Raw genomic sequence first — 22,650 nt, 5'->3', positions numbered from 1 at the left:
CCCCTTGGGTAACGCACGCAACATGGTCTTCTGGGTCGTCATGTTCTTGATGGTCCTGGCCTTATTCAACCTTTTCAGCAGTCCGCAGGGTGCAGCTGGCGCCGATGCGCGCAGCTATTCGCATTTTGTCGAAGCCGTGCAGGCGGGCCGCGTGACGGATGCCGTGATTGATGGTGAACAGATCCGCTTTTCCGAAGGCGGGCGCAACTTCACGACAATCGCGCCTTCCGATGCCGAAGTCACAAACCTGTTGATCGGTGCCAATGTGCCGTTCGAGGCGCGGTCGCAGGAAACCTCGGTTTTCCAATCCTTCCTGTTGAGCCTGCTGCCCTTCATATTGTTGATCGGCGTCTGGATCTATTTCATGAACCGGATGCAGGGCGGTGGCAAAGGCGGAGCGATGGGCTTTGGCAAATCCAAGGCCAAGCTGTTGACCGAAAAATCGGGCCGCGTCACATTTGACGATGTCGCCGGTATCGACGAGGCCAAGGAAGAACTTGAAGAGATCGTCGAATTCCTGCGCAATCCGCAGAAATTCAGCCGCCTTGGCGGCAAGATTCCCAAAGGTGCCTTGCTGGTCGGCCCTCCCGGTACGGGTAAAACCCTGCTGGCGCGCGCCATCGCGGGCGAAGCCGGCGTGCCTTTCTTCACGATCTCGGGCTCTGATTTTGTGGAAATGTTCGTCGGTGTCGGCGCATCACGTGTGCGCGACATGTTCGAACAGGCGAAGAAGAACGCGCCTTGCATCGTGTTCATCGACGAAATTGATGCTGTCGGCCGCGCCCGCGGGGTCGGCATCGGCGGCGGCAATGATGAACGCGAACAGACGCTGAACCAGTTGCTGGTCGAGATGGACGGTTTCGAGGCGAACGAGGGGATCATCATCATCGCCGCCACCAACCGCCCCGACGTACTGGACCCCGCGCTGCTGCGCCCCGGTCGCTTTGACCGTCAGGTCACCGTGCCGAACCCCGACATCAAAGGCCGCGAAAAGATTCTGGGCGTGCATGCGCGGAAAATCCCGCTTGGCCCCGATGTCGATCTGCGCATCATCGCGCGCGGTTCGCCCGGTTTTTCGGGTGCCGATCTGGCGAACCTCGTGAACGAGGCGGCCTTGATGGCCGCGCGTGTCGGTCGCCGCTTTGTCACGATGACGGATTTTGAATCCGCCAAGGACAAGGTGATGATGGGTGCGGAACGCCGGTCGATGGTGATGACCGCCGAGCAAAAGGAAATGACCGCGTTTCACGAAGCGGGCCATGCCATCGTCGGCATCACCCTCCCGAAATGCGACCCGGTCTATAAGGCCACGATCATTCCGCGCGGCGGTGCCTTGGGCATGGTGATGAGCCTGCCAGAAATTGACCGTCTGAACATGTTCAAGGATGAATGCCACCAGCGTCTTGCGATGACCATGGCCGGCAAAGCGGCCGAGATCATCAAATACGGTCCTGATTCCGTCAGCAACGGTCCTGCTGGTGACATTCAGCAGGCCAGCCAGCTGGCACGCGCGATGGTCTTGCGATGGGGCATGTCCGACAAGATCGGCAATATCGACTATGCCGAAGCGCATGAAGGTTATCAGGGCAATACTGCCGGGCTTTCCGTGTCCGCCGATACCAAGGTTCTGATCGAGGAAGAAGTGCGCAGGTTCATTCAGGACGGCTATGACCTTGCCTTCAAGATCATCACCGAAAAGCGCGATGAATTTGAGCGTCTGGCACAAGGCCTGCTGGAATACGAAACGCTGACCGGGGAAGAGATCAAGCGCGTGATCGCCGGGCTGCCACCGCATGCGGCAGATGACAAGGATGACACGCCGCCTTCTGCGGGGTCATCGGTCACGGCAATTCCGAAAACCAAGCCCAAGAAACCCCGCGAACCCGATGGCGGGATGGAACCGGAACCTTCAGCGTAATTGTTCAACGCCGCCCCTGAACGGGCGGCGTTTTTCGTTGCAGCCCCTGTGCCTTTGGAAGAGGATGCGCCTGACGGGGATAGTGGCCCTGACGTTGGGGCAGGGTCCCCGTTGATCAAGGGGGCAGCATGCCGGCATTGGTAAAGACAGATATCGTGGGTGAAGTGGTCTGGCTGGGTGTCGTGCCTGATCGTGATGCATCTTTGCGTTCTGTCGCAATGACAGAGACGGAACTGACCTATGCCGGTATCCCCGGCGAGGCGCATGGCGGCTTGACCCGCCCGTCCTGTTCGCGCGTGATCAGCCAGCACAAGCGCGGCACTGAAATCCGCAATGTGCGCCAGCTATGCGTGATGTCGGAAGAAGAACTGGCGCAGATTGCCGCTGATTGCGGGCTTGACCAGCTTGACCCCGCCTATGCCGGCGCATCCTTGGTGCTGCGTGGTATCCCCGATCTCACACATCTGCCGCCATCATCGCGTCTGCAGTTCGCCGATGGATCGGCGATTGTGGTGGATATGGAAAACCAGCCCTGCCACCTGCCGGCCAAGGTGATCAACGCCGAACACCCCGGCGCCGGCGATCGGTTCAAAGCCGCCGCCAAAGACAAACGCGGGGTGACTGCCTGGGTCGAACGCGAGGGCCGGGTGCGTTTGGGCGATCCGGTGATCCTGCATGTGCCCGGCCAACGCGCCTGGCAGGTCTGAACGCGCGCGAAGGGCAGACACGACGATGGCCATACCGAGGACCTTTTCCAAGGCGGGATACCCGGTTGTCAAATCGCGTGCTCCATCGTATCCGGCAGAACGGACCATGGCGAAAGGACCGGACATGAAGACACCGCAAGACTGCAATGACATGGCCGATCTCCGCGCTGCCATCGATCAGATCGACGCCGACCTTGTCCGGCAACTGGCCTTGCGGGCGGCCTATATCGACCGCGCGGCCCAGATCAAGGAACAGGCAGACCTGCCTGCGCGGATCACCCCACGTGTCGAACAGGTTGTGGACAATGTGCGCGCACATGCACAGGCGCAGGGCCTCTCACCGGATCTGGTCGAAAAGATTTGGCGGTGGCTGATAGATTGGTCCATCGTCCGCGAAGAAACCCGGCTTGGCCCGGACAGCGACAGGAATGACAAGACATGACAGCCCATATTCTGGATGGCAAAGCCTTTGCCGCCAATCTGCGCGCCAAGGTTGTGACCCATGTGGCCCGTTTGAAGGCCGATCACGGCATCTTGCCAGGTCTGGCCGTTGTGCTGGTGGGCGATGACCCGGCCAGTCAGGTCTATGTCCGGTCCAAGGGCAAGATGACGGTCGAGGTCGGGATGCAAAGCTTTGAACACCGCCTGCCCGACACCACGTCAGAGGCAGATTTGCTGGCGCTGATCGCCAGCTTGAACGCTGATCCCGCGGTGCATGGGATTCTTGTGCAATTGCCACTGCCGGCACATCTGAACAGCGATCTGGTCATCAATACGATTGATCCGGCCAAAGATGTGGACGGATTTCATATCTCCAATGTCGGTCTGCTGGGCACCGGGCAAAAGGCGATGGTGCCTTGCACGCCCTTGGGCTGTCTGATGCTGCTGCGCGATCATCACGGGTCGCTTTCGGGCAAACATGCGGTGGTGATCGGCCGGTCCAACATCGTGGGCAAGCCGATGGCCCAGCTTTTGCTGGGCGATAGCTGCACCGTCACGATTGCGCATAGCCGCACGGCGGATCTGGCTGCGATGGTGCGGCAGGCGGATATCGTGGTCGCTGCCGTGGGCCGTGCGCAGATGGTGCCCGGCGATTGGATCAAACCGGGGGCGACGGTGATTGACGTGGGCATCAACCGGGTCACCAACGATGACGGCAGCACGCGGCTGATTGGTGATGTGGATTTCGATAGCTGCCGCGCTGTCGCGGGAGCGATTACCCCGGTGCCGGGTGGTGTCGGTCCGATGACGATTGCTTGTCTGCTGGCCAATACGGTCACCGCCTGCAGCCGTGCCAACGGGCTGGCGGAGCCCGAGGGCCTGACTGTCTGAACCTGACAAGATACCGCGGCACGCGCTGCTTGGTCAGGGCAGGGGGGCCACAATCGCCTTGCGGCCCGTCAGGATGGCCAGCGCCTGTGGGCCGAAATGTTGGCGGATCGCGGGCTGGCTGCAATCCAGCCCGCCAGTATAGGCACCATAGGCTGGCAGGATCATCCGCTCAGCATCCAGCACAAAGGCAGGACGACTGCGCCCTGCAAGGCGGTATTTGGGATGGTAATGGCCCGAAATCTCTGCGCGCGCCGCCGTCGCAATATGGCGAAAGGTCAGCGGCCCGATCTGCACCTGCGCCAGATGCGTGCCGCCCAGATCAACCGGACCCGGGTCATGGTTGCCTTCGACCCAGACCCATCTGCGTCCAGCCTGCAGGCTGATCAGTCGCACGCGCATGTCGTCATCCAGGCTTTCGGCTGCGGCTAGATCATCGAAACTGTCACCCAGACAGATCACCTGTCGTGCATCGGTCACGGCAAGATCTTCGGCCAGTTTGTTCAGCGTCTCGATCACCTCGTAAGGTGGCAGCATCACACCACTGCGCCGCGCGATCCGATCAGATTTTCCCAGATGCAGGTCTGAGACGCAAAGCAAGGCATGATCAGGCAGATAAAGTGCACCTGACGGCAGCGCGTGGCACCAGGTGCCATGAAAGGGAAAGACATAGGCGTTCATGCTGTGTTCTTGCGTTAAGCCGTGACGCTGCGCAAGGATCAATCCGTGCGCAGCCCCACCTTGGCCATCAGGGCTGCGGCCTCATCCTCCACCAAACGTTCGCGCCCGGCACCCGCCAGCGCGATGCGACCCTGTTCCAGAAACATCGGCAGCGCCAGCGGCGTCACGCGGTCCAACACCACATGGTCGACGCGCCCAGCCGTGCGGGTCAGCATTTCTTCGATCCGGCCGAAATCCACCAGTCCGCGCAACGCCTCTTCCCTGGTAATCTGCAGCATCAGATGATCGGGGTCGTATTTGGCCAAAGTGTCGTAAAGGATATCGGATGAAAACGTCGCCTGCCGCCCCGATTTGCGCGCCTGCGGCAGGTTGCGTTCAATTAGTCCCGCAATCGTGGCCGCCCCGCGAAAGGTACGCTTCATCACGGCGTTGCCTGACAGCCAGGTCTCGAACCCCGCCCGCAGGTCCGGTGCGCGGAACAGAGGGGCAGGATCGGTCACGGTATCCAGCCCCCAGATCAGTGTCGCGTAATCGGTGGCGACAAAACCCAGAGGATGCAGATCCATCTCCTCCATCCTTTGCGTCAGCAGCATCCCCAGCGTCTGCATCGCATTGCGCCCGGCAAATCCGTAGACGCAGATATGTTGACGCCCTTCATGCGGAAAGCTTTCCACCAGAATGCGATCTGCTTCCGGCAGTTTGGAATAAGTGCGCTGCAGGCGTAGCCATTCGGCGGTGTGGGCGGGCAGGCCGGGCCAGTCGGGTTGGGCGAACATCCGCAGGATGCGTTGCGACAACTGGGTGGAATTGGCAAATTTTGTCCCCATGAATGTCGCGATCTTGGGGGTTTTGCTGGCGTCGCGTGTCACCTCGACCGTCATTTCCCGCAGGCCATCATAGCGCACGATCTGGCCACCGATCAGGAACGTGTCGCCACGGGTCAGGGTGGCTGCAAAAGCCTCTTCAACCTCGCCCAGCTGTTTGAAACTGCCCTTCAGGCGCACCTTCAATGTGTCGGTATCCTGAATCGTCCCGATGTTCATCCGAATACGCAGCGCGGCGCGCGGATCGCGCAATTGCCATCTGCCGCCAGTGGTTTGCAACAGGCGTTTCCAGCGGTCATAGGCGCGCAGCGCATAGCCACCTGTCGCGCAGAAATCGAGACAGGCATCGAAATCCGCGCGTGTGAGGGTCGCATAAGCGCCGACACTGCGGACCTCATTGAAGAGATCATCAGCGTGAAAAGGACCGGAACAGGCGGCGATCAGAATATGCTGGCACAGCACGTCGCGGGGCCCCGGACCCTTTGGCTCTCCGTCCAGATCATGCGCGATCACAGCCTCCAACGCGGCGACACATTCGACCACCTCGAACCTGTTCGCAGGCACCAGCAGCGCCTTTGACGGGGCATTATAGCGGTGATTGGCGCGCCCGATCCGTTGCACCAGACGTTTGACATTCTTCGGTGCACCAATCTGGATCACCAGATCGACATCGCCCCAGTCAATTCCCAGATCAAGACTGCCGGTGCAGACAATCGCCCGCAACTGACCCGCGACCATCGCGGCCTCGACCCTTTCGCGCTGTTCGCGCGCAAGGCTGCCGTGGTGGATGCCGATGGGCAGATCGTCGGTATTGGCCAGCCAGAGGTTGTGAAAGAAAATCTCGGCCTGTGCGCGGGTGTTGTGAAAGATCAGCGTGGTCTTGTGCTGCTTGACGGCATCCAGCACGGCGGGGATCGCATAGGCGGCCCCGCCCCCGGCCCAGGGCGGCGGCGCATCCGTGTGCAGCATCGCGATATCCGGGTCAGGGCCGGGATCGGCCAGCAGGACCGGGCAAGGGTCCGGGTGGCGCGCGAGGATGCGCGCAATCGCGGGCGGGTCATCGACCGTGGCAGACAGTCCGACGCGGCGCAGGCCCGGCGCGAGGGTTTGCAACCGGCTGAGCGCCAGCATCAGCTGATCGCCCCGCTTGCTTTCGGCCAAGGCGTGGATTTCATCAACGACCACACGTTGCAGTCCCGCAAAGATCCGTGGCGCGTCTTCATAGGAAATCAACAGCGCCAGGGATTCCGGCGTTGTCAGCAAAATATGCGGCGGGTCGGCGCGCTGGCGACGTTTCTGGGTATAGCTGGTGTCGCCCGTGCGATCCTCGATCCGGATCGGCAACGCCATCTCATCCACAGGAGTGCGCAGATTGCGTTTGATATCCGCCGCCAGCGCCTTGAGCGGCGAGACATAAAGCGTGTGCAGCCCCTGATGCGTCCCATCTGCCAGTTCCACCAGTGATGGCAGGAACCCTGCGAGCGTCTTGCCGCCGCCTGTCGGGGCAATCAGCAAAAGCGCCGGGTCCTGCGCGCGGTCCAGCATGTCCTGCTGATGCGGGTGAACCGACCAGCCGCGCCCGGTGAACCAGTCATCAAACACCGCAGGAAGGGCGGGCATGGGCCGTCTGATGTCTGGCATGAGGGTCCCGGGATGCAAAAAGCCTTACCCCTAGGTAGGGGCAACCCTGTGGAATTCAAACCACCGATAGGTCTAGCGCTGAATTTCCTCGTCCTTGACGAACATATTTTCCCAAGCGCGATCAATCAGCGCGGGTGACATCTGATAGGGAATGCCTTCGAATTCGCAGATCGCGATCATCTGGTCGATCAGGAAAATCGGCTGGTAATTCGCGTAAACATTGTCGATTTCCGGGTAGCGCAAGTTCAGAAGATGAACTAGCGCCGCCTCGTCCAGCGGCATCTTGCGCTTGCGCGCGACGAGGGCAAAAATCTTGAGAAAATCATCCTGACTGGGGCCATCGATCTTGATCTTGAAGAAGATTCTGCGCAACGCCGCAGTGTCAAAAATCTTATTAGGGTGAAAGTTGGTGGAGAACACAACCAGGGTATCGAACGGGACTTCGAACTTTTCGCCCGATTGCAGGGCGAGGATGTCCTTGTTTTCCTCAAGCGGGACGATCCAGCGGTTCACAAGGCTTTGCGGTGGTTCGGCCTGCCTGCCAAGGTCATCTACAATGAAGATGCCGCCAGTGGCCTTTAGCTGCAAAGGCGCCTGATAGGTGCGCGCGATGGGGTTGTACACAAGGTCGAGCATGGACAGCGTCAATTCGCCGCCGGTGATGACAGTCGGGCGTTGGCAGCGGACATAGCGCGTGTCGAACCGGCCCGAGGTGCGGCGCAGGCTGTTGGGATCGTCAATATCATCTTCGGCGGCTGAATGGATGATCGGGTCATAGACGGTGATCACCTGACCGGAATATTCAATCGCGCGCGGCACATAGATCTTGTCATCCAGCGCATCGCGGATCCCGTTCGAGATGGAGGATTTCCCATTGCCGGGCGGTCCATACATCAGGATAGACCGGCCCGCGCTGATCGCCGGACCCAGATTGGACAGCAGGTCCGGTGGCAAAACCAGATGGCCCATCGCGGCTTCCAGTTGGTCCCGCGTGAGCTGGGTATTGCGGATCGATTGCCGTTCTATCTGTTCTGCATAGACTGACAAAGGCACCGGCATTGCACCGTAATATTCGGACTGGCCCAAGGCATCCAACGCGCGCGCGCGGCCACCATCGGTCAGCCGGTAGCCCATTTCATTGCCGTTATTGGCGTTCAATGTGCCTGTCGCCTCGACCAGAAGCTGCGTGCGCATCATATCCACCAGTTCCTGCGTAACCGACACCGGCAGGCAGATCGCGCGGCTGATCTGTGACACCAGATCAAGGTTCATCCGGAACATCGTCTTGATCAGGATATCGCGCATCAACGGCAGAGGCAGCAACATCGCAGACAGGCTTTTCGGCGGCGGCGGCGCCATGACATTGGTTGGTTGCATATTCATTCGATAAGCCTCGTCAATGAAAGTCATGCCTGCAATACGCTGGAACGCTTTACAGATGACTAACCATTATGGCCAAATCGTGGACAAAGCAGCGCCAGTCAAAGGCATTGCTGAAAAACTATCGGTAAAATGCCACAAGAAAAAGATAAAATAAGAGCGTCATTGCCAACGGAAAACCCATAGGGAACCTTTTGCCGCTGGACCAGCTTTGCCAGTCAGGCACCAAGCCGCGCAACGGGCTGTGTTTCACGATCCGATGGGTCGCAAAACCCGCCAGTAGGCAGGCGGCGAAAAGCGCAAGGATCAATTGCAGATCCGCCACAGCAACAAAGGGGGCAGCGCCCGCCATGAATTTGGCATCGCCCGCACCCATCACACCCGCCGCATTCAGCACGATCCCCAGCAACAATATGATGACCAGATGGGACCAGTGCCAGAGGTATTGCGAGAACGGCAATGCGATCAGGCCCAGGATCGCAAAGCTGATGACCAGCGTAACGACCGCAACATTGGGGATTTTCATCCGCTTCAGATCGCTCCACGCGACATAGATCGCAATCGGTATGACAGCTGGCAAAAACCAGAAGGCTGCATATGCCGTCAGGCCCATCTGCTTAATTCGCCACGTTGTTTTCAAGCGCCTGCAAGGCACGCACGGCGGGTTCAAAATATTGCGGGTGGGTGTTGATCGCGTCATTCAACAGCGATTTCCCGATGGTCACATCATTCTGCTTGATCGCGGTCAGCGCCATCGTATGCAGCAATTGCGCCCGTTCCACCTGCGTCATCGGCACCACGGGCATCGTGTAATTGCGCTGTGCGCCGCGGGCCAGCACCAGATTGTTCTTGGCGGTGAACATACTGGGGCTGAAGCGCAGCGCATCGCCGAACAGGCGTTCCGCAGCCGGGTAATCGCCACGGGTCAGTTTAGAAAAGCCCCAGTTGTTGTAAACCGGTCCCGGCCGGGTGGTCATCCCGACAGCAGTTTCATAGAAACTGTCAGCCTTGCCCCATTGCTGCTGGCTGTCAGCGATCATCGCTTCCAGGCGGTAGCGCTGAAATGTTTCATAGGTCGGGGGAATGGTGTTCAGCGTCGCGGCAGCATTGGACCAGTCATTGCCACGGATATAGGCATCGGCCAGTTCGACCCGGTCTTCGTCGCCGGCCTGTGGATGGGTCAGCACGGTCTGCCAGGCCGCGACAGATTCAGTCGGGCGGCCGGCGCGGACCAGCGACTTGGCCAGACCCCGCTGCAGATCAATGCGGTCAGGTGCGTTGACGCTGGCATTGGCAAAATAATTGACGGCCTCATTCGGATCGCCAACGGTAAGCATGACTTCGTTCAGGTTGGATTCATCGATGACATTAAGATCCTTCAAGGCGCGCTCAACCTCGGCGTCTCCGGATCTTTCGCAGGCGGACAGGCCAAAGGCCGCCGCGCAAAGCGTCAGAAAAATCTGTTGGCGCATGTTTTGCGTCCTTTTTGCTGCTCTTGCCTATAGGTCCGACATCAGAACGAAGTCGCCCGCGCCGCGCCGGATCAGATTGAATGCCTGATTTTCTACAACTAGATCATCACCTGAATCATTCAAATTTGCGAGTGCTAAGCGCAGATTGTCCCGAATTTCGTCGGAATTGCCGTTATCTGCTGCAAATGCGCGACGGAAAACCTCGCTCGCCTCGGCAACTTGCCCACGTTCCATCAGCACGACACCAAGATTGTTCCAAGCGGGCGGAAAGGTCGGGTCCTCTTCGACGGCGCGGCGCAGCCAGCGTTCGGCCTGACCCAAGCGCCCCAGATTAAGATTGGCCGACCCGATCGCTGACATCGTATCAACGTTAAGCCCCTGTTGCGCAGCGGCGCGGTTATAGGCGCGCAGGGCCAGATCATATTCACCTGCGGCCATCAACCGGTGCCCGACGATCAACCCGTCGATATCGCTCATCCCGGCGGCACCGGGCGCGAAGGTGCCGCCGCTCGACCTGTTCAGGCCGCCGGTTCCGCAAGCCGCCAAAGCGACGATGGCGATCACTGCCACGCCTGCCCTGATCTGCATGGAAATCCCGCCCTTATCCAAAATTGGTCATGATCGCGTAAATGGACGGGCCGATCAGAATGGCCATCAGCGGCGGCACCGTCAGCATCATCGTGGCCAGTGTCATTTTCGTGGGCAGCTTGTTTGCGGCTTCTTCCGCACGCATCACGCGTTTGTCGCGCATCTCTGACGCATAGACGCGCAACGCATCCGAAATTGAGGTGCCGAACTGCGCGGACTGAACCATCACGGTGACGAAACTCGAAATATCCGACACGCCACAGCGTTCTGCCATGTCTTTCAATACTGTGGTTTTGTCCTTGCCCGCCTTGGATTCCTGACTGACGATTTCAAACTCCTCGGCTAGCTCTGGAAAGCCGGTGCGCAATTCGTTGGAGACTCTGACAATGGATTGATCCAGGGACTGCCCCGCCTCGACGCAGACTAGCATCAGGTCAAGCGAATCTGGAAAGGCGTTGGTGATCGCCTGTTTGCGCGTTTCGCGGCGACGCGTGACCCAGTATTTGGGAAGCATGTATCCGATACCGCCTGGAATCCCGATCATCATGACCAGGGTTTGGGTATCCACTGTCCGCTGGGACAATGCGATCAGTGCATAAATCGCGCCGCCGACCAGCGCGCCGATGCCAAGCGCAAATTGCAGGAAATTGTAGATCCGTACGGCATTCTTGCTGCGATACCCAGCCTGCAGCAGCTTGAGCTTTACGGCAGAAAATTCTTCAGCGTTCTGCGGTTCAAGGAAGGTAGAATATTTTTCTAACTTGTCCTTGTTGGACGCGACGCGCAATTGTTCACTCTTGCGGGTCTTTTTCTCGGGCTGGTGCGCGCCGGCGTTCAGCCGGTCAAACGGGTCTTCCTGCCGTTTGAGAAAGAAGGGCAGCGTCAGCAAAATCATGAACACGCCCAAAAGACCGACCACCATCAGCGGCCCAAAGGGCCCCAGCATATCGGTAAGCATGGTTTGAATGGCTTGCATCGCTCAGACCTTGATATCAACGAGGGCGCGCATCACGATCAGATTCAGCACCAGAAATGCGCCGACTACGAAACACGCCGGGATGAACATCGGACTCTGCATGACTTCGTCGAAATAATTCGGTTGCACCAGATTGATGCCAATCAAGGCAACGATTGGGAATGCCGACAGCAGTTTGCCTGACCATTTCGCCTCGGCGGTGATGGCGTTGACCCGGCGGAACAGGCGGAATCGCGCGCGAATCACCTTTGCCAACCCGTCAAGGATTTCTGCCAGGTTCCCGCCTGATGATTGCTGGATGGTCACCGCCACCGCCAGAAATCGCATATCCTGATTATCCAGCCGTTCCGCCATCGCCTTGAGCGTTTCCCCCATGTCACGGCCATAGGCGGTTTCATCGGAAATGATGCCCATTTCGGTGCCCAGCGGATCAGGAACCTCTTTCGCGACGATGTTGATTGCGGATGAAAACGGGTGTCCGACCCGCAAGGATCGCACCATCAGTTCTACCGCATCGGGCAGTTGTTCACTGATCAGGTTCATCCGCTTGTTCGCCTTGCTGCTGATCCAGATATAGACCCCACCCACGCCCATCAGCACGGCCACCAATGCGCGAACGGCCGCAGCGACCTCCGTCAGAAATGTCAGCATGACGAAGGCCACGACACTTACCCCCATCATCACCAGCACTAGCTGGCTGGGGGAAAAGGCGATATTGGCTTTCTGCGCCTTGGTCGCGAGCAGCGAATAAATCGGAATGCTCTGCGACTTCATATGCTGGGTCATCTCTTTTCGGAGCTGATCCAGAACCTGTTCGCGATTGCCGCCTTTATCAAGCATTTCAAGGCGGCGGTTGACCTTGCCGTCCATGCTGATCGATCTGCCGAAAATGACCAGATAAGCACCCTGCACCAGCGCAAGAACCGCGACAAAGATCAGGACATAGATAAGCGGTTCGACAGAAATCAATTTGCTTACTCCGCCACCATGGGTTCAAAGATCGCCGCTGGCAGATCATAACCCCACAGCTTGAACCGTTCGGAAAAGTGGCTGCGCACGCCTGTCGCGGTGAAATGGCCTATGATCTTGTTCTCGGGGGTCAGACCGACGCGCTGATAGCGAAAGATTTCCTGCATCGAAATCACGTCGCCTTCCATACCTGTAATCTCGGTGATCGAGGTCATGCGCCGCGATCCGTCCTGCAAACGCGACACCTGCACGATCAGGTTCACAGCGGACGCGATCTGACTGCGCATCGCCTTGATCGGCATATCGATCCCGGCCATGGCGATCATGTTTTCCAACCGGCTAACACCATCGCGGGCAGAGTTGGCGTGGATCGTCGTCATCGACCCGTCATGGCCCGTGTTCATCGCCTGCAACATATCGATGACCTCTTCGCCCCGCGTTTCGCCGACGATAATCCGGTCAGGTCGCATCCGCAGGGCGTTCTTCAGACAATCGCGCTGGCTGACGCCACCTTTGCCTTCGACATTGGGTGGGCGGCTTTCCATCCGGCCGACATGGGTCTGTTGCAATTGGAGTTCGGCAGTATCTTCGATGGTCAGAATACGTTCGCTGTCGTCGATAAAACCGGACAGGGCGTTCAGCGATGTCGTCTTACCAGACCCGGTCCCGCCGGAAACGATGATATTCAGCCGCGTCGACACCGCCGCCTGCAGATAGGCTGCCATTTCCTCACTGAAGGCCCCGAACCGGACCAGATCGTCGATGCCGAGCTTGTCTTTCTTGAACTTCCGGATCGACACCAGCGATCCATCCACCGCAATCGGCGGCACCATCGCGTTGAAACGCGACCCATCCGCCAGACGGGCGTCCACGTAGGGGTTACTTTCATCCACGCGGCGGCCGACGGCGGATACGATCTTGTCAATGATCCGCAGCAGATGCTTTTCATCCTTGAACGTCACATCGGTCAGTTCCAGCTTGCCGTTGCGTTCGACAAAGATTTGCTGCGGACCGTTCACCAGGATATCGTTGACGCTGTCATCCTTGAGCAAGGTTTCCAGCGGGCCAAGGCCCGTGACCTCGAAAAACAGATCCTGGCTCAGCGTTTGCCGTTCTTCACGGTTCAGCGCGATCCCCATGTCTTCGAGGGTCTCATTCGCGATGGCGTTGATTTCGGTGCGTAGGTCCTGTTCGGTCGCGGTATCGAGTGCTGCAAGGTTCAGGTTTTCCAGCAATGCCTTGTGCAGGTCCAGCTTGATTTCCTGCAACCGGTCCTTGCGCCGCTTTTCCTTGTCCATCGCGCCGACATCCGTGAGGCGCTTGGCGGGTCCGGCCTTCATCAACGATGGCCGCGCGTCGGGTGCATCAGCGGCAACAGTCGCCGCGCGTGGGGCGACGGGCGTTGGTCCGGGGCCGTTCGGTTTCTTGTACTTTGAAAACATGGCTCGCTTCCTATGCCTTCGCGTCTGCGACGGCAGTGACGTTCACATCATGCACAGATTTTGCAAGTTTGAGTATTTCTTTACGCAACGGATTCTTGGGCGCGCCTTCGGCAAGGGGCGATCCATGATCCGCGCTTTGCATCACGGCCTTGCCGCCATCGGGTAACAGCACCTCGATCGAAATACCCAGACTTTCCGCCAGCCGCTTGACCCGGCTTTTCCCGTTCAGATCGGTAAAGCCCGGCGCACGGTTCAGAATGAATCGCATCTTTTCGAATGGCAGATCCTCGGACTGCAGGGCGCGTTTCAGCCGCAGGGTGTTCTGGGCAGAACGCATTTCAAGCTCGATCATCGCGAAATAGACATGGGCCGCTTCCAGTACCGTCTGGGACCATTCCACCATCGTCGACGGCATGTCGATGACGACATAATCGAAATTCACCCGCGCCATTTCAATTAACCGGTGGATGTCGGCAGAAGAAACCATTTCAAGCGGGATCATATCCGTCGGCGATGTCAGCACATAAAGTTTGTCACCATAGGTCAGCATCGCCTGCATGAAACTGTCCGCGTCCATCGCCGAGATATCGGTCAACAGTTCCAACACCGATTCACGCCGGGGCAGATCCAGATAGGTGGCAATCGTGCCAAACTGGAAATCCAGATCGATCAGGCAGACCCGTGGCGGATCGGCCTTGTCGATATTTGCCAACTCCCACGCCAGATTGACCGCCATCATCGACGCGCCCGTGCCACCCGCAAGCCCGTGCACCGGGATCACCACACCGGACCGGTCGCCCGTTGCAACAGGGGCAGGGGCGCTTGCCGATGACTTCGGCGTCTGATCCACGGCCAGCACCCGCGCGATGGCACGCGCCAATTCGTTTTCCGGCAACGGGTAGGGTACGAAATCATCGCCGCCTTCGCGCAGCAACTTATGCAATGCGCCGGGCGACAGATCTTCGGCGATCAGGATCACCTTGATGCGGGCCCCTTTGGCCGCCGCAATGATATTTGACACCTTGTGCAGATTGTCTTCGTCCTGCGCATCCATCGCGATAGTCACGAACTGAAGACTGGCCGCCTCTGGCTGCGACAGAAAGGTGATCGCGTCGTCAAAGCTCAGATCACCCCAGGAGTCCCCAAGCGCCGTTTCCATATCCTCGATCAGCAGATCGAAAAGCTGCACATCCCTGCTGATGGTACAGGCGACAATCGGGGGATTGTCGTGTTGAATCACAGGGCTCGTGCTCATCTTCATAGTCCTCAATCACGATTTTTCGGATCGTCGATGATCCAGCGTGTCCGACGTAACCGGCCAAAGCGCGTCAGTCGCAGTTTATGCCTGCCACCTACCGACAGCGGTCTTGTCTACAATTCGGACAAACTACCGCGACTATATATATAAAACGGCAATACCGTAGTAAAATTAAAGAATGTTTACGCACTGCGCAGGCAGGTGGACCTTCACGCGGAAATTTACCCGCCGCCGGTCGATATCACTGTCGATTCAATCTGTGTGGTGGGTTGCGCGCTGACGATATACTCGCGAAAGATCACCTCGGCATATTTGCCGTTCAACAGCATAGGGTTGCTTTCGACAAAGCCCGACACTTCCGTCACAGTACGCCTGTTGCGCCGCTCGGGGTCGGGGGTCGGGATCAAGGGCTGCGTCTGCCCAAAGGACACAACAGCCTCCAGACGGTTGCGGCTGATACCTTGCGACGTCAGATAGGCCACCACGGACTGCGCACGACGCAAGCCCAGATTGCGGTTATAGGCCTCGCTGCCAACCAGGTCGGTATGGCCGAACACCTTGAACCGGACTTCGGGGAATTGCCGGATCCATTCCGCCTGCTGGCGCAGGGTCGCCTGTGCCCCGGCATCCAGCACGTCCGAATCGAATGCGAAGTTTACGGTCGAATCAACCTCGCCGGCGAAACGGCGGGCAAGGTTGATCGTGTAATTCTGCGGGTTCGCATGAAGCTGCGTGTTATTCGCCGTGGCGTTGCCAAAGCTTCCCAGATCAAGCCCCGATCCGGCCTCCGAGAAAAAGCTCTGCTGAGAAGCGCCGCAGGCGGAAAGCGTGGCCGCAACCAGGGCTAGTGTCAGATAAGGTTTCATCGCCATCGATCCTGTCATTCATCCATCACATAGCCATAGGACCCGCTGAAGTCCTGCCGTGCAACTTCGCCCGCGCCGCCACGCGAGGGGGCATTGCTGGCTGCAACCCGACCGAACAGAAACAAATCGCTTTCGCTGGGTGGACGCACCCGATCCGTGGGCAGCGCCAAGGCAGTGCCGCGTGTCGGCGATACCAGATGCGGCGTGATGATGATCACCAGTTCGGTCTGACGGCGGGAATATTCGGCGCTGCGGAAAAGCGCGCCCAGAATGGGCACATCGCCCAGCCACGGCACCTGACCGCTGAGATCGGAAAAATCATCGGACAGCAAACCGGCGATGGCAAAGCTTTCGCCGTCACGCATTTCCACCGTTGTCGAAGTCTCGCGCCGGCTGAACGCGTCGATCTGGAAACCGTTGGATGAAAAACTGTTGGTCGGGTCAATCGCCGACACCGCCGCCACCAGTTCAAGGTTGATGATGTCGCCGTCGATGACGCGCGGGGTAAAGTTCAGCTCAACCCCGAAAGGTTTATATTCGACGGTGATGTTCCCGTCACCCGATTGCACCGGCACCGGATATTCGCCGCCCGCCAGAAATGTGGCCTGCTGACCGCTGAGCGCCGTCAGGTTCGGCTCTGCCAGCGACCGCACGACGCCGCGCGATTCCAACGCTTCCAGAAGCAGGCCAACCTCGACCCCGCCTGCGTTGAAGCCGAACAGGAACGCGCCATTGTTCGCATTCGCGCCGGGCACTTGATTGGCCAGCGCATTCGCGATCCCGCCCTCGCCGACGGTCGTGTTGGTGCCGCCGCGCACGGAACGGTTATTCTGCAATGATGCCCCGCCCACCGACAGCGACGACGACAACGCCTTGCTGACCGACCGCTGCATTTCCGCGAAACGGACCTTCAGCATGACCTGCTGGGTGCCGCCGACCGACATCAGATTTGACACACGGTCCGGCGCATAGCGCTGCGCCAGATCTAGCGCCCGGTCCAGCCGCGCGATGGAACTGACCGTACCGGACAGCACGATGCCGTCATTCGCGGTGCGGACCTCGATATTCTCGCCCGGCAGGATCTGCGTCAGACGTTCCTTGAATTCGGCCATATCAGGGGTGACATGCACCTCGACATTGGTGATCAGGCGGCCATCGCCCCCCAACAGCGTCAGCGTCGTGCGCCCCGGCTCCTTGCCCAGCACATAGATCGTGCGGTCCGACAGGGATGAGATATCCGCGATACCGGGGTTCGCAATCGACAATTCGGTAAAGGGCACATCGCTTTCCACCACGACGGCGCGGTTCATCGGCACATCCAGCGCGCTGGACGCGGCACCGCGCAACACGCGCAAGGCGTCGGCTGATCCGGTGGTCGGGGCAATCGCCATCACCGACAGTAAAAAGCCAGTCACTGCGGCCCTAAGAAATCTGTTGTTCTGCATAAGTGACCTGCCTCTCCGATCACGCCTCGTTTCATGGGGTCTTTTCGCCCGTACTGCCGGGATCATGCGTCAGGTGGTCATTTATTACAATAATCAATGTGTTGTAGACCAAACTGGATGAGGATAAAGCGCAACACTTAGCCCTGCGACTCATTGTCTCGGGCGACCGGTCCCGGCGCAATACGTTGTAATCAGGCGCGAATCCTGCGCCCCGCCAGCATCGCCCGATAACAACGCACAGGCGATGTGCTGGCATGGATTACGCCCATGCCCTGCTATTCAGAGCATTCAATCTCGACTTCGGTCCGTGTCATCCCGCTGCGCTGGATTACAAAGCAGCGCTGCCGTTCCTGCACCACAGGGGCCGGTTCCGCGACGACATCCTGTTCCCCGGTCAGCGCCGAATTATCCACGGTCACATTTCCCGTCGCCGTCACATCGCCCGTGCCGACCAGCGCAAGGGTCAACTGGCCGGAATTCTGCGCCTGTGTCAGCAGGGCGACCTCTTCTGGTGTGACCTGCACGATGACATTCTGTGGGGTGCGCCCGCCGGGCTCTCCGATGATGGCGATGATCTGCAAACCGGATTTGATCAGATTTGTGACTTCACGGCCATCGCGCAGGCGCCCGGTCCAATAGACGTCGATCCGATCATCGGGGCGCAGATCGCCGAAGCCCGATGCGATCCGGCCCTGCACCGGGAACGCGCGATAACCGGGCTCGACCAGCGCCGTCAACCCGCGGCTGGCCCCGGGTTCGGATACTTTATTGGCCATGATGACTTCGTTTTCCAGCATCGGCAGGGTGACGACGCGGGGCACATCGACACCCTGCGGGAACAATTCTTCCTCGGTCACAAAGCTGCCTGCGGGCAGGGCGTCACGGACATAGCGAATGATGCGCACATCGTCCTTGGTCAGCAATTCGCCATAGGTAAGCGGGCGGCTGACGGCATGGACTTCGATGGTGGCCGGCGCGGTTGCGGCGACTTCGCGCGCGCGGTCAAGCTGGGCTGTCTGTGCTTCCATATATTGGTTGACCATATAGACGGCGAAACCGGCAAGGCCCATGCCGACCAGAAGAACCAGACCAAAAACTGCGCGCATCACTTATCCTTGCTCAATGGACATATGTAGCCTGCGTGTCGCACATATTGAGCGTGATTTGAATTATAAACTGAAGGTACGGCGAGGGTAGCGACAATAAGTTGATGCTAGTCAAGCAGCTACTCGTCTCGCGGATCAAAATTGGAAAGGTAATTGCTAATTTTTTCAGCCTCGCCGACAGTCGCAGCGTTTATAAGCGGTATGGAAACAAGTGCCAAAATAACGATGCTGGCTGTTATCACGACGAAATCAACGGAGACAGCCCCGTTTTCTTCACGCCGAAAGTTTCTTAACATCGCCATTTTCGTCGGCCACCAAATACTGTTATTGTTATATAACCTTAAAAACATAGCCTTGTGGCAACCCTTTCTACCTTCAAAGGTAGAAAGGGTTCTGATCTTAGTCTGGCACTGCTGGACGCGTGGTCGTGTTATTGGTGATGGTGCCCAGCTCTGTTCCAATGTTGTCCGCAGCGTCCCTCGCACCGGTGCTGATCGCAGCACCAACAGCCAGACCCAGCAGCACGATCGCTGCCGTCAGAACCACGAAGTCAACTGTGACTGCGCCGTCTTCGTCGTGGCGGAAGTTTTTGATAAAGTTAAGCATTCTTGTCCCTCCTCAGGGTATCTTTAGACAGGTTAAAACATATGTACGCTCGTCCAGGGCAACCAATGTTGTCTGGTGACCGCCGACAGATACATTTAGCTGTAAGAATGGGGCGGGAATTTGACGAAACCCGCGTTTTTTTCGCCTTTGTCTGCCCCAGCGTTAACTATTTATTAACATATTGATAGTAATATGAAAAATTAGAAACCGCCTTGCTCACCCAACAGATTCCGTTGCCGAAAAGCCCCCGGTCAAACGAAAAATCCGACGCAACCTGACGTGGAAATGGCCTTTTGACAGGTTTCTGCCATAATTCAGGGAACAAAAAACGGGCAGGTAAATCAATGACTCGGATTTGGATGGCAGTCTCCGCCTTCGCAATCGCATTGTGCGGACAGGCCAGCTTTGCGCAGGTCGAACGCATGCAACCGGATTTCACCTTCAAACGCGTCGGCGTCCCCGCAGCGGGACAAACAACCGGCCGCATCACCGTGCAGATCGACCCCAATGCGCCACGCCGTGGCCCGGTCTATGCCGAACCACGCGCCGAACCCGCCTCGGCACCGCTGGCCCTGCCGCGCCCCCGCGCTGGATTCGGCTGGTTCTGGGACGCGGTGCCATCATCACTGGGCGATGCCAGCCCGGCGCGCCTGCAACTGGCGATCAACCGGATCAACAACCCGCCCGCAGGGCAGGGCATCCCCGCCCCACGCTTGCAGGCGCTACAGAATATCGCCGCGTCATATGGCCGCGATATCCTGCGCGAAACGGTCGGCACCAACGTCTCGCCCGCCCTTGTGCTGGCCGTGATATCGGTCGAAAGCGCGGGCCGGATCGACGCGGTCAGCAGCGCCGGGGCGCAGGGCCTGATGCAATTGATGCCCGCCACCGCCAGCCGTTTCGGCGTCAGCGACAGCATGAACGCGGGCCAGAACATCAAAGGCGGCGTGGCCTATCTGAGCTGGCTTCTGGCCCGGTTCGACAATGACCCGGTGCTGGTCCTTGCCAGCTACAACGCAGGCGAAGGCAACGTGCAGCGGCATTCCGGCGTCCCACCTTTCGCCGAAACACTGGATTACGTGCCCAAGGTGCTGGCCGCCTGGCAGGTCGCCAAGGGCCTGTGCCAAACGCCACCCCAATTGATCACCGACGGCTGCGTCTTCAACGTCAACGGCATCTGAAAAAACCTTCCCCGCGGGGAAGGTCTCCTTTCCGACAGGATCGCATCCGTCAATATTCAGACGATGGTCGCCTCGGTCGCGGCGCGCAGTTCCGCCTCGGTCACGCCAGCGGCGCATTCCACGATGCGCAAACCACCCTCGACCACATCCAGCACGCCCAGATTGGTGATGATCCGGTCCACCACGCCCTGCCCGGTCAGCGGCAGGGTGCAGGATTTCAACACCTTCGATTCGCCATGTTTGTTGGTGTGGTCCATCACCACGATCACGCGACCGACACCAGCGACCAGATCCATTGCGCCGCCCATCCCCTTGACCAGCTTGCCGGGGATCATCCAGTTCGCCAGATCGCCATTTTCGGCGACTTCCATGGCACCCAGAATCGCCGCGGCAATCTTGCCGCCCCGAATCATCCCGAAGGATGTGGCGCTGTCGAAATAGGCGGTCCGCCGCAATTCCGTGATCGTCTGCTTGCCGGCATTGATCAGGTCGGGGTCTTCATCACCTTCAAATGGGAACGGCCCCATGCCCAGCATCCCGTTTTCGGATTGCAGGGTGATATCCTTGTCGCCCACGTAATTGGCGACCAGCGTCGGAATGCCGATGCCAAGGTTCACATACCAGCCGTCCTGCAATTCCTCTGCCGCGCGCGCGGCCATCTGGTTGCGGTCCCAGCCTTTGATCTGATCGGCCATTACGCGTCCTCCCGCTGGCGCGTCGTGCGCTTTTCGATGCGTTTTTCGTGCTGACCCTGCACGATCCGGTGCACGTAAATCCCCGGCAAATGGATGTGGTCGGGGTCAAGGCTGCCGGTCGGCACGATTTCTTCCACCTCGACCACGCAGACCTTGCCGCACATCGCGGCAGGCGGGTTGAAGTTGCGCGCGGTCTTGCGGAACACCAGATTGCCGGTTTCATCGGCTTTCCATGCCTTGACGATGGACAGATCGGCAAAGATCCCATGTTCCAGAATATAAGTCTGGCCGTTGAAATCCTTATGCTCTTTCCCATCGGCGATCTGCGTGCCGACGCCGGTTTTGGTGTAAAAACCGGGGATACCGCAGCCACCGGCGCGCATGCGTTCGGCCAGCGTGCCTTGCGGGTTGAATTCGAGTTCCAGCTCTCCCGACAGATATTGGCGCATGAATTCGGCATTTTCACCGACGTAAGAGCTGATCATCTTTTTGACCTGCCGGGTCTGCAACAATATTCCGATGCCGAAATCGTCAACGCCTGCGTTATTGGACGCAAAGGTCAGATCCTTGGTGCCCGCATCCTTGATCGCGGAAAGCAGCAATTCGGGAATCCCGCACAGGCCAAAGCCGCCCGCAGCGATGAACATGCCATCGAACAAAAGCCCATCCAGCGCCTTCGACGCCGAGCCGTAAACCTTTTTCATTCTGCTCCCCCTGATCCAGTTCAGGGGTAAAACTGTCGCGGACGCAGGACAAAGTCAATCGCGACGCTGCATTGCAGCACCGCGACCCGTCAGCCCACCTTTTTCGCGGCAGGTTTCTTTGCAGCGGGTTTCTTGGCAGCGGGTTTCTTCGCCGCCGGTTTTTTGGCGGGCGCCTTCTTGGCCGAGGGCTTTTTCTTGCCTGCCTTGGCCGCCCGTTCATCGATCAGGTCAATCGCCTGCGCAAGTGTCAGATCGTCCGGCGTGATCGTTTCGGGGATCGTGGCATTGATCTTGTCCCATTTCACATAAGGACCATATTTGCCGTCATAGATATTGACCGGCCCACCCGCCTGCGGATGTTCACCCAGTTCGCGGATCGGTACGGCGGCCTTGCCACGTGCGCCGCGGGACGCGACCTTTTCGGCCAGCAATTGCACGGCGCGGTTCATGCCCACGGTCCAGACTTCGTCGATCCCGTCAAGATTGGCATTGGTGCCGCCGCGATCCGACGTGCTGGGCGCATGTTTCAGATAGGGGCCATAGCGGCCGATATTGGCCCAGACCATGACGCCGTCTTCGGGATGCGGGCCAAGCGGGCGCGGCAGTTCCAGCAGGCGCAATGCCTGTTCCAGATCCAGCTCTTCTGCTTCCCAGCCCTGCGGCACGCCGGTGCGGTCGGGCTTGGGGTTTGCCTCGCTCGTGGCACCGCGTTGCACATAGGGGCCAAAGCGGCCCTTGAATATACGGATTTCATCGCCGGCCTCATGGCCCAGCAATTTTCCATCGGGCGGGATGGCGGATTTTTCAGCCTCCGGATCAGGCGGACCGAAGGGACGGGTATAGCGGCATTCAGGATAGTTCG

General features: G+C 58.9%; 22 protein-coding genes. 5 read left to right on the top strand and 17 right to left on the bottom strand.

Features of this window, described 5'->3' with window-relative positions:
• Positions 1 to 4 precede the first annotated feature (4 nt).
• The 4 genes from ftsH to folD all read left to right on the top strand — a co-directional run bounded on the left by ftsH (position 5) and on the right by folD (position 3,957).
• The gene (ftsH, locus tag ACK4TM_RS11315) at positions 5 to 1,918 is read left to right on the top strand and encodes an ATP-dependent zinc metalloprotease FtsH (RefSeq protein ID WP_409701313.1); all 1,914 of its coding nucleotides are present in this window, start codon (positions 5 to 7) and stop codon (positions 1,916 to 1,918) included.
• A gap of 128 nt (positions 1,919 to 2,046) precedes the next feature.
• Positions 2,047 to 2,625 (top strand): MOSC domain-containing protein, encoded by a 579-nt coding sequence (locus tag ACK4TM_RS11310; protein WP_409701307.1) that lies wholly within the window; start codon positions 2,047 to 2,049, stop codon positions 2,623 to 2,625.
• 124 nt (positions 2,626 to 2,749) lie between these two features.
• Entirely contained in the window at positions 2,750 to 3,067 is a 318-nt protein-coding gene (locus ACK4TM_RS11305) for a chorismate mutase (RefSeq protein WP_409701304.1), read from the top strand.
• A complete protein-coding gene (folD, locus tag ACK4TM_RS11300; RefSeq protein WP_409701301.1) occupies positions 3,064 to 3,957 on the top strand; it encodes a bifunctional methylenetetrahydrofolate dehydrogenase/methenyltetrahydrofolate cyclohydrolase FolD in 894 nt (297 codons plus the stop codon). The genes ACK4TM_RS11305 and folD overlap by 4 nt, the downstream gene beginning before the upstream one ends.
• A gap of 33 nt (positions 3,958 to 3,990) precedes the next feature.
• Here the strand turns inward: folD and pdeM are convergent, their stop codons facing one another.
• The 14 genes from pdeM to ACK4TM_RS11230 form a co-directional block, all read right to left on the bottom strand.
• Positions 3,991 to 4,635 carry a ligase-associated DNA damage response endonuclease PdeM gene (gene pdeM, locus ACK4TM_RS11295; protein WP_409701299.1) on the bottom strand — a complete coding sequence of 215 codons (645 nt, stop codon included), beginning with the start codon at positions 4,633 to 4,635 and terminating at the stop codon, positions 3,991 to 3,993.
• A 38-nt stretch (positions 4,636 to 4,673) separates the two neighbouring features.
• Positions 4,674 to 7,079 (bottom strand): ligase-associated DNA damage response DEXH box helicase, encoded by a 2,406-nt coding sequence (locus tag ACK4TM_RS11290; protein WP_409701310.1) that lies wholly within the window; start codon positions 7,077 to 7,079, stop codon positions 4,674 to 4,676.
• A gap of 93 nt (positions 7,080 to 7,172) precedes the next feature.
• Positions 7,173 to 8,483: an ATPase gene (locus tag ACK4TM_RS11285; RefSeq protein ID WP_409701297.1), complete on the bottom strand. Its 1,311-nt coding sequence runs from the start codon at positions 8,481 to 8,483 to the stop codon at positions 7,173 to 7,175.
• Positions 8,484 to 8,601: 118 nt separating this feature from the next.
• Positions 8,602 to 9,093, bottom strand: coding sequence for a prepilin peptidase (locus tag ACK4TM_RS11280; protein WP_409701295.1), 492 nt, complete (start codon positions 9,091 to 9,093; stop codon positions 8,602 to 8,604).
• A gap of 4 nt (positions 9,094 to 9,097) precedes the next feature.
• Positions 9,098 to 9,952, bottom strand: a complete 855-nt coding sequence (locus tag ACK4TM_RS11275) for a tetratricopeptide repeat protein (RefSeq protein WP_409701293.1) — start codon at positions 9,950 to 9,952, stop codon at positions 9,098 to 9,100.
• Between the two features lie 27 nt (positions 9,953 to 9,979).
• Positions 9,980 to 10,540 (bottom strand): tetratricopeptide repeat protein, encoded by a 561-nt coding sequence (locus ACK4TM_RS11270; protein WP_409701289.1) that lies wholly within the window; start codon positions 10,538 to 10,540, stop codon positions 9,980 to 9,982.
• Positions 10,541 to 10,553: 13 nt separating this feature from the next.
• Complete coding sequence (locus ACK4TM_RS11265; protein WP_409701286.1) at positions 10,554 to 11,516, bottom strand: type II secretion system F family protein; 963 nt, start codon at positions 11,514 to 11,516, stop codon at positions 10,554 to 10,556.
• A 3-nt stretch (positions 11,517 to 11,519) separates the two neighbouring features.
• A complete protein-coding gene (locus ACK4TM_RS11260) occupies positions 11,520 to 12,485 on the bottom strand; it encodes a type II secretion system F family protein (RefSeq protein WP_409701283.1) in 966 nt (321 codons plus the stop codon).
• A gap of 5 nt (positions 12,486 to 12,490) precedes the next feature.
• Positions 12,491 to 13,927, bottom strand: coding sequence for a CpaF family protein (locus ACK4TM_RS11255; protein WP_409701280.1), 1,437 nt, complete (start codon positions 13,925 to 13,927; stop codon positions 12,491 to 12,493).
• Positions 13,928 to 13,937: 10 nt separating this feature from the next.
• Positions 13,938 to 15,182, bottom strand: a complete 1,245-nt coding sequence (locus tag ACK4TM_RS11250; RefSeq protein WP_409701277.1) for a CpaE family protein — start codon at positions 15,180 to 15,182, stop codon at positions 13,938 to 13,940.
• A gap of 224 nt (positions 15,183 to 15,406) precedes the next feature.
• Complete coding sequence (locus tag ACK4TM_RS11245) at positions 15,407 to 16,051, bottom strand: OmpA family protein (protein ID WP_409701274.1); 645 nt, start codon at positions 16,049 to 16,051, stop codon at positions 15,407 to 15,409.
• A gap of 14 nt (positions 16,052 to 16,065) precedes the next feature.
• Entirely contained in the window at positions 16,066 to 17,496 is a 1,431-nt protein-coding gene (locus tag ACK4TM_RS11240; protein ID WP_409701271.1) for a type II and III secretion system protein family protein, read from the bottom strand.
• Between the two features lie 275 nt (positions 17,497 to 17,771).
• The gene (gene cpaB, locus ACK4TM_RS11235) at positions 17,772 to 18,602 is read right to left on the bottom strand and encodes a Flp pilus assembly protein CpaB (protein WP_409701268.1); all 831 of its coding nucleotides are present in this window, start codon (positions 18,600 to 18,602) and stop codon (positions 17,772 to 17,774) included.
• 399 nt (positions 18,603 to 19,001) lie between these two features.
• Complete coding sequence (locus ACK4TM_RS11230) at positions 19,002 to 19,208, bottom strand: hypothetical protein (RefSeq protein WP_409701266.1); 207 nt, start codon at positions 19,206 to 19,208, stop codon at positions 19,002 to 19,004.
• 344 nt (positions 19,209 to 19,552) lie between these two features.
• Between ACK4TM_RS11230 and ACK4TM_RS11225 the strand changes: the two genes are divergently transcribed.
• On the top strand, positions 19,553 to 20,389 hold the full coding sequence (locus ACK4TM_RS11225; RefSeq protein ID WP_409701263.1) for a lytic transglycosylase domain-containing protein: 837 nt from the start codon (positions 19,553 to 19,555) through the stop codon (positions 20,387 to 20,389).
• A 56-nt stretch (positions 20,390 to 20,445) separates the two neighbouring features.
• On the opposite strand, the gene ACK4TM_RS11220 is transcribed toward ACK4TM_RS11225, so the two are convergent.
• The 3 genes from ACK4TM_RS11220 to ACK4TM_RS11210 form a co-directional block, all read right to left on the bottom strand.
• On the bottom strand, positions 20,446 to 21,084 hold the full coding sequence (locus ACK4TM_RS11220) for a 3-oxoacid CoA-transferase subunit B (protein ID WP_409701260.1): 639 nt from the start codon (positions 21,082 to 21,084) through the stop codon (positions 20,446 to 20,448).
• A complete protein-coding gene (locus ACK4TM_RS11215; RefSeq protein ID WP_409701258.1) occupies positions 21,084 to 21,788 on the bottom strand; it encodes a CoA transferase subunit A in 705 nt (234 codons plus the stop codon). Before ACK4TM_RS11215 ends, ACK4TM_RS11220 begins: the two co-directional genes overlap by 1 nt.
• 89 nt (positions 21,789 to 21,877) lie before the next feature.
• Positions 21,878 to 22,650: topoisomerase C-terminal repeat-containing protein (locus ACK4TM_RS11210; RefSeq protein ID WP_409701255.1), on the bottom strand; the 773-nt coding region annotated here is incomplete at its 5' end.

The sequence above is a fragment of the Yoonia sp. genome (genome assembly GCF_046292185.1).
Classification (GTDB): domain Bacteria; phylum Pseudomonadota; class Alphaproteobacteria; order Rhodobacterales; family Rhodobacteraceae; genus Yoonia.
Note: the sequence above shows the minus strand (reverse complement) of the source record. Positions and strands in the feature narration are given on the sequence as shown.

Coding starts and splice junctions, on each gene's coding strand:
- ACK4TM_RS11310 (WP_409701307.1), top strand. CDS start 2,047: ATGCCGGCATTGGTAAAGACAGATATCGTGGGTGAAGTGGTCTGGCTG.
- ACK4TM_RS11305 (WP_409701304.1), top strand. CDS start 2,750: ATGAAGACACCGCAAGACTGCAATGACATGGCCGATCTCCGCGCTGCC.
- folD (WP_409701301.1), top strand. CDS start 3,064: ATGACAGCCCATATTCTGGATGGCAAAGCCTTTGCCGCCAATCTGCGC.
- pdeM (WP_409701299.1), bottom strand. CDS start 4,635: ATGAACGCCTATGTCTTTCCCTTTCATGGCACCTGGTGCCACGCGCTG.
- ACK4TM_RS11290 (WP_409701310.1), bottom strand. CDS start 7,079: ATGCCCGCCCTTCCTGCGGTGTTTGATGACTGGTTCACCGGGCGCGGC.
- ACK4TM_RS11285 (WP_409701297.1), bottom strand. CDS start 8,483: ATGAATATGCAACCAACCAATGTCATGGCGCCGCCGCCGCCGAAAAGC.
- ACK4TM_RS11280 (WP_409701295.1), bottom strand. CDS start 9,093: ATGGGCCTGACGGCATATGCAGCCTTCTGGTTTTTGCCAGCTGTCATA.
- ACK4TM_RS11275 (WP_409701293.1), bottom strand. CDS start 9,952: ATGCGCCAACAGATTTTTCTGACGCTTTGCGCGGCGGCCTTTGGCCTG.
- ACK4TM_RS11270 (WP_409701289.1), bottom strand. CDS start 10,540: ATGCAGATCAGGGCAGGCGTGGCAGTGATCGCCATCGTCGCTTTGGCG.
- ACK4TM_RS11265 (WP_409701286.1), bottom strand. CDS start 11,516: ATGCAAGCCATTCAAACCATGCTTACCGATATGCTGGGGCCCTTTGGG.
- ACK4TM_RS11255 (WP_409701280.1), bottom strand. CDS start 13,927: ATGTTTTCAAAGTACAAGAAACCGAACGGCCCCGGACCAACGCCCGTC.
- ACK4TM_RS11250 (WP_409701277.1), bottom strand. CDS start 15,182: ATGAGCACGAGCCCTGTGATTCAACACGACAATCCCCCGATTGTCGCC.
- ACK4TM_RS11245 (WP_409701274.1), bottom strand. CDS start 16,051: ATGAAACCTTATCTGACACTAGCCCTGGTTGCGGCCACGCTTTCCGCC.
- ACK4TM_RS11240 (WP_409701271.1), bottom strand. CDS start 17,496: ATGCAGAACAACAGATTTCTTAGGGCCGCAGTGACTGGCTTTTTACTG.
- cpaB (WP_409701268.1), bottom strand. CDS start 18,602: ATGCGCGCAGTTTTTGGTCTGGTTCTTCTGGTCGGCATGGGCCTTGCC.
- ACK4TM_RS11230 (WP_409701266.1), bottom strand. CDS start 19,208: ATGCTTAACTTTATCAAAAACTTCCGCCACGACGAAGACGGCGCAGTC.
- ACK4TM_RS11225 (WP_409701263.1), top strand. CDS start 19,553: ATGACTCGGATTTGGATGGCAGTCTCCGCCTTCGCAATCGCATTGTGC.
- ACK4TM_RS11220 (WP_409701260.1), bottom strand. CDS start 21,084: ATGGCCGATCAGATCAAAGGCTGGGACCGCAACCAGATGGCCGCGCGC.
- ACK4TM_RS11215 (WP_409701258.1), bottom strand. CDS start 21,788: ATGAAAAAGGTTTACGGCTCGGCGTCGAAGGCGCTGGATGGGCTTTTG.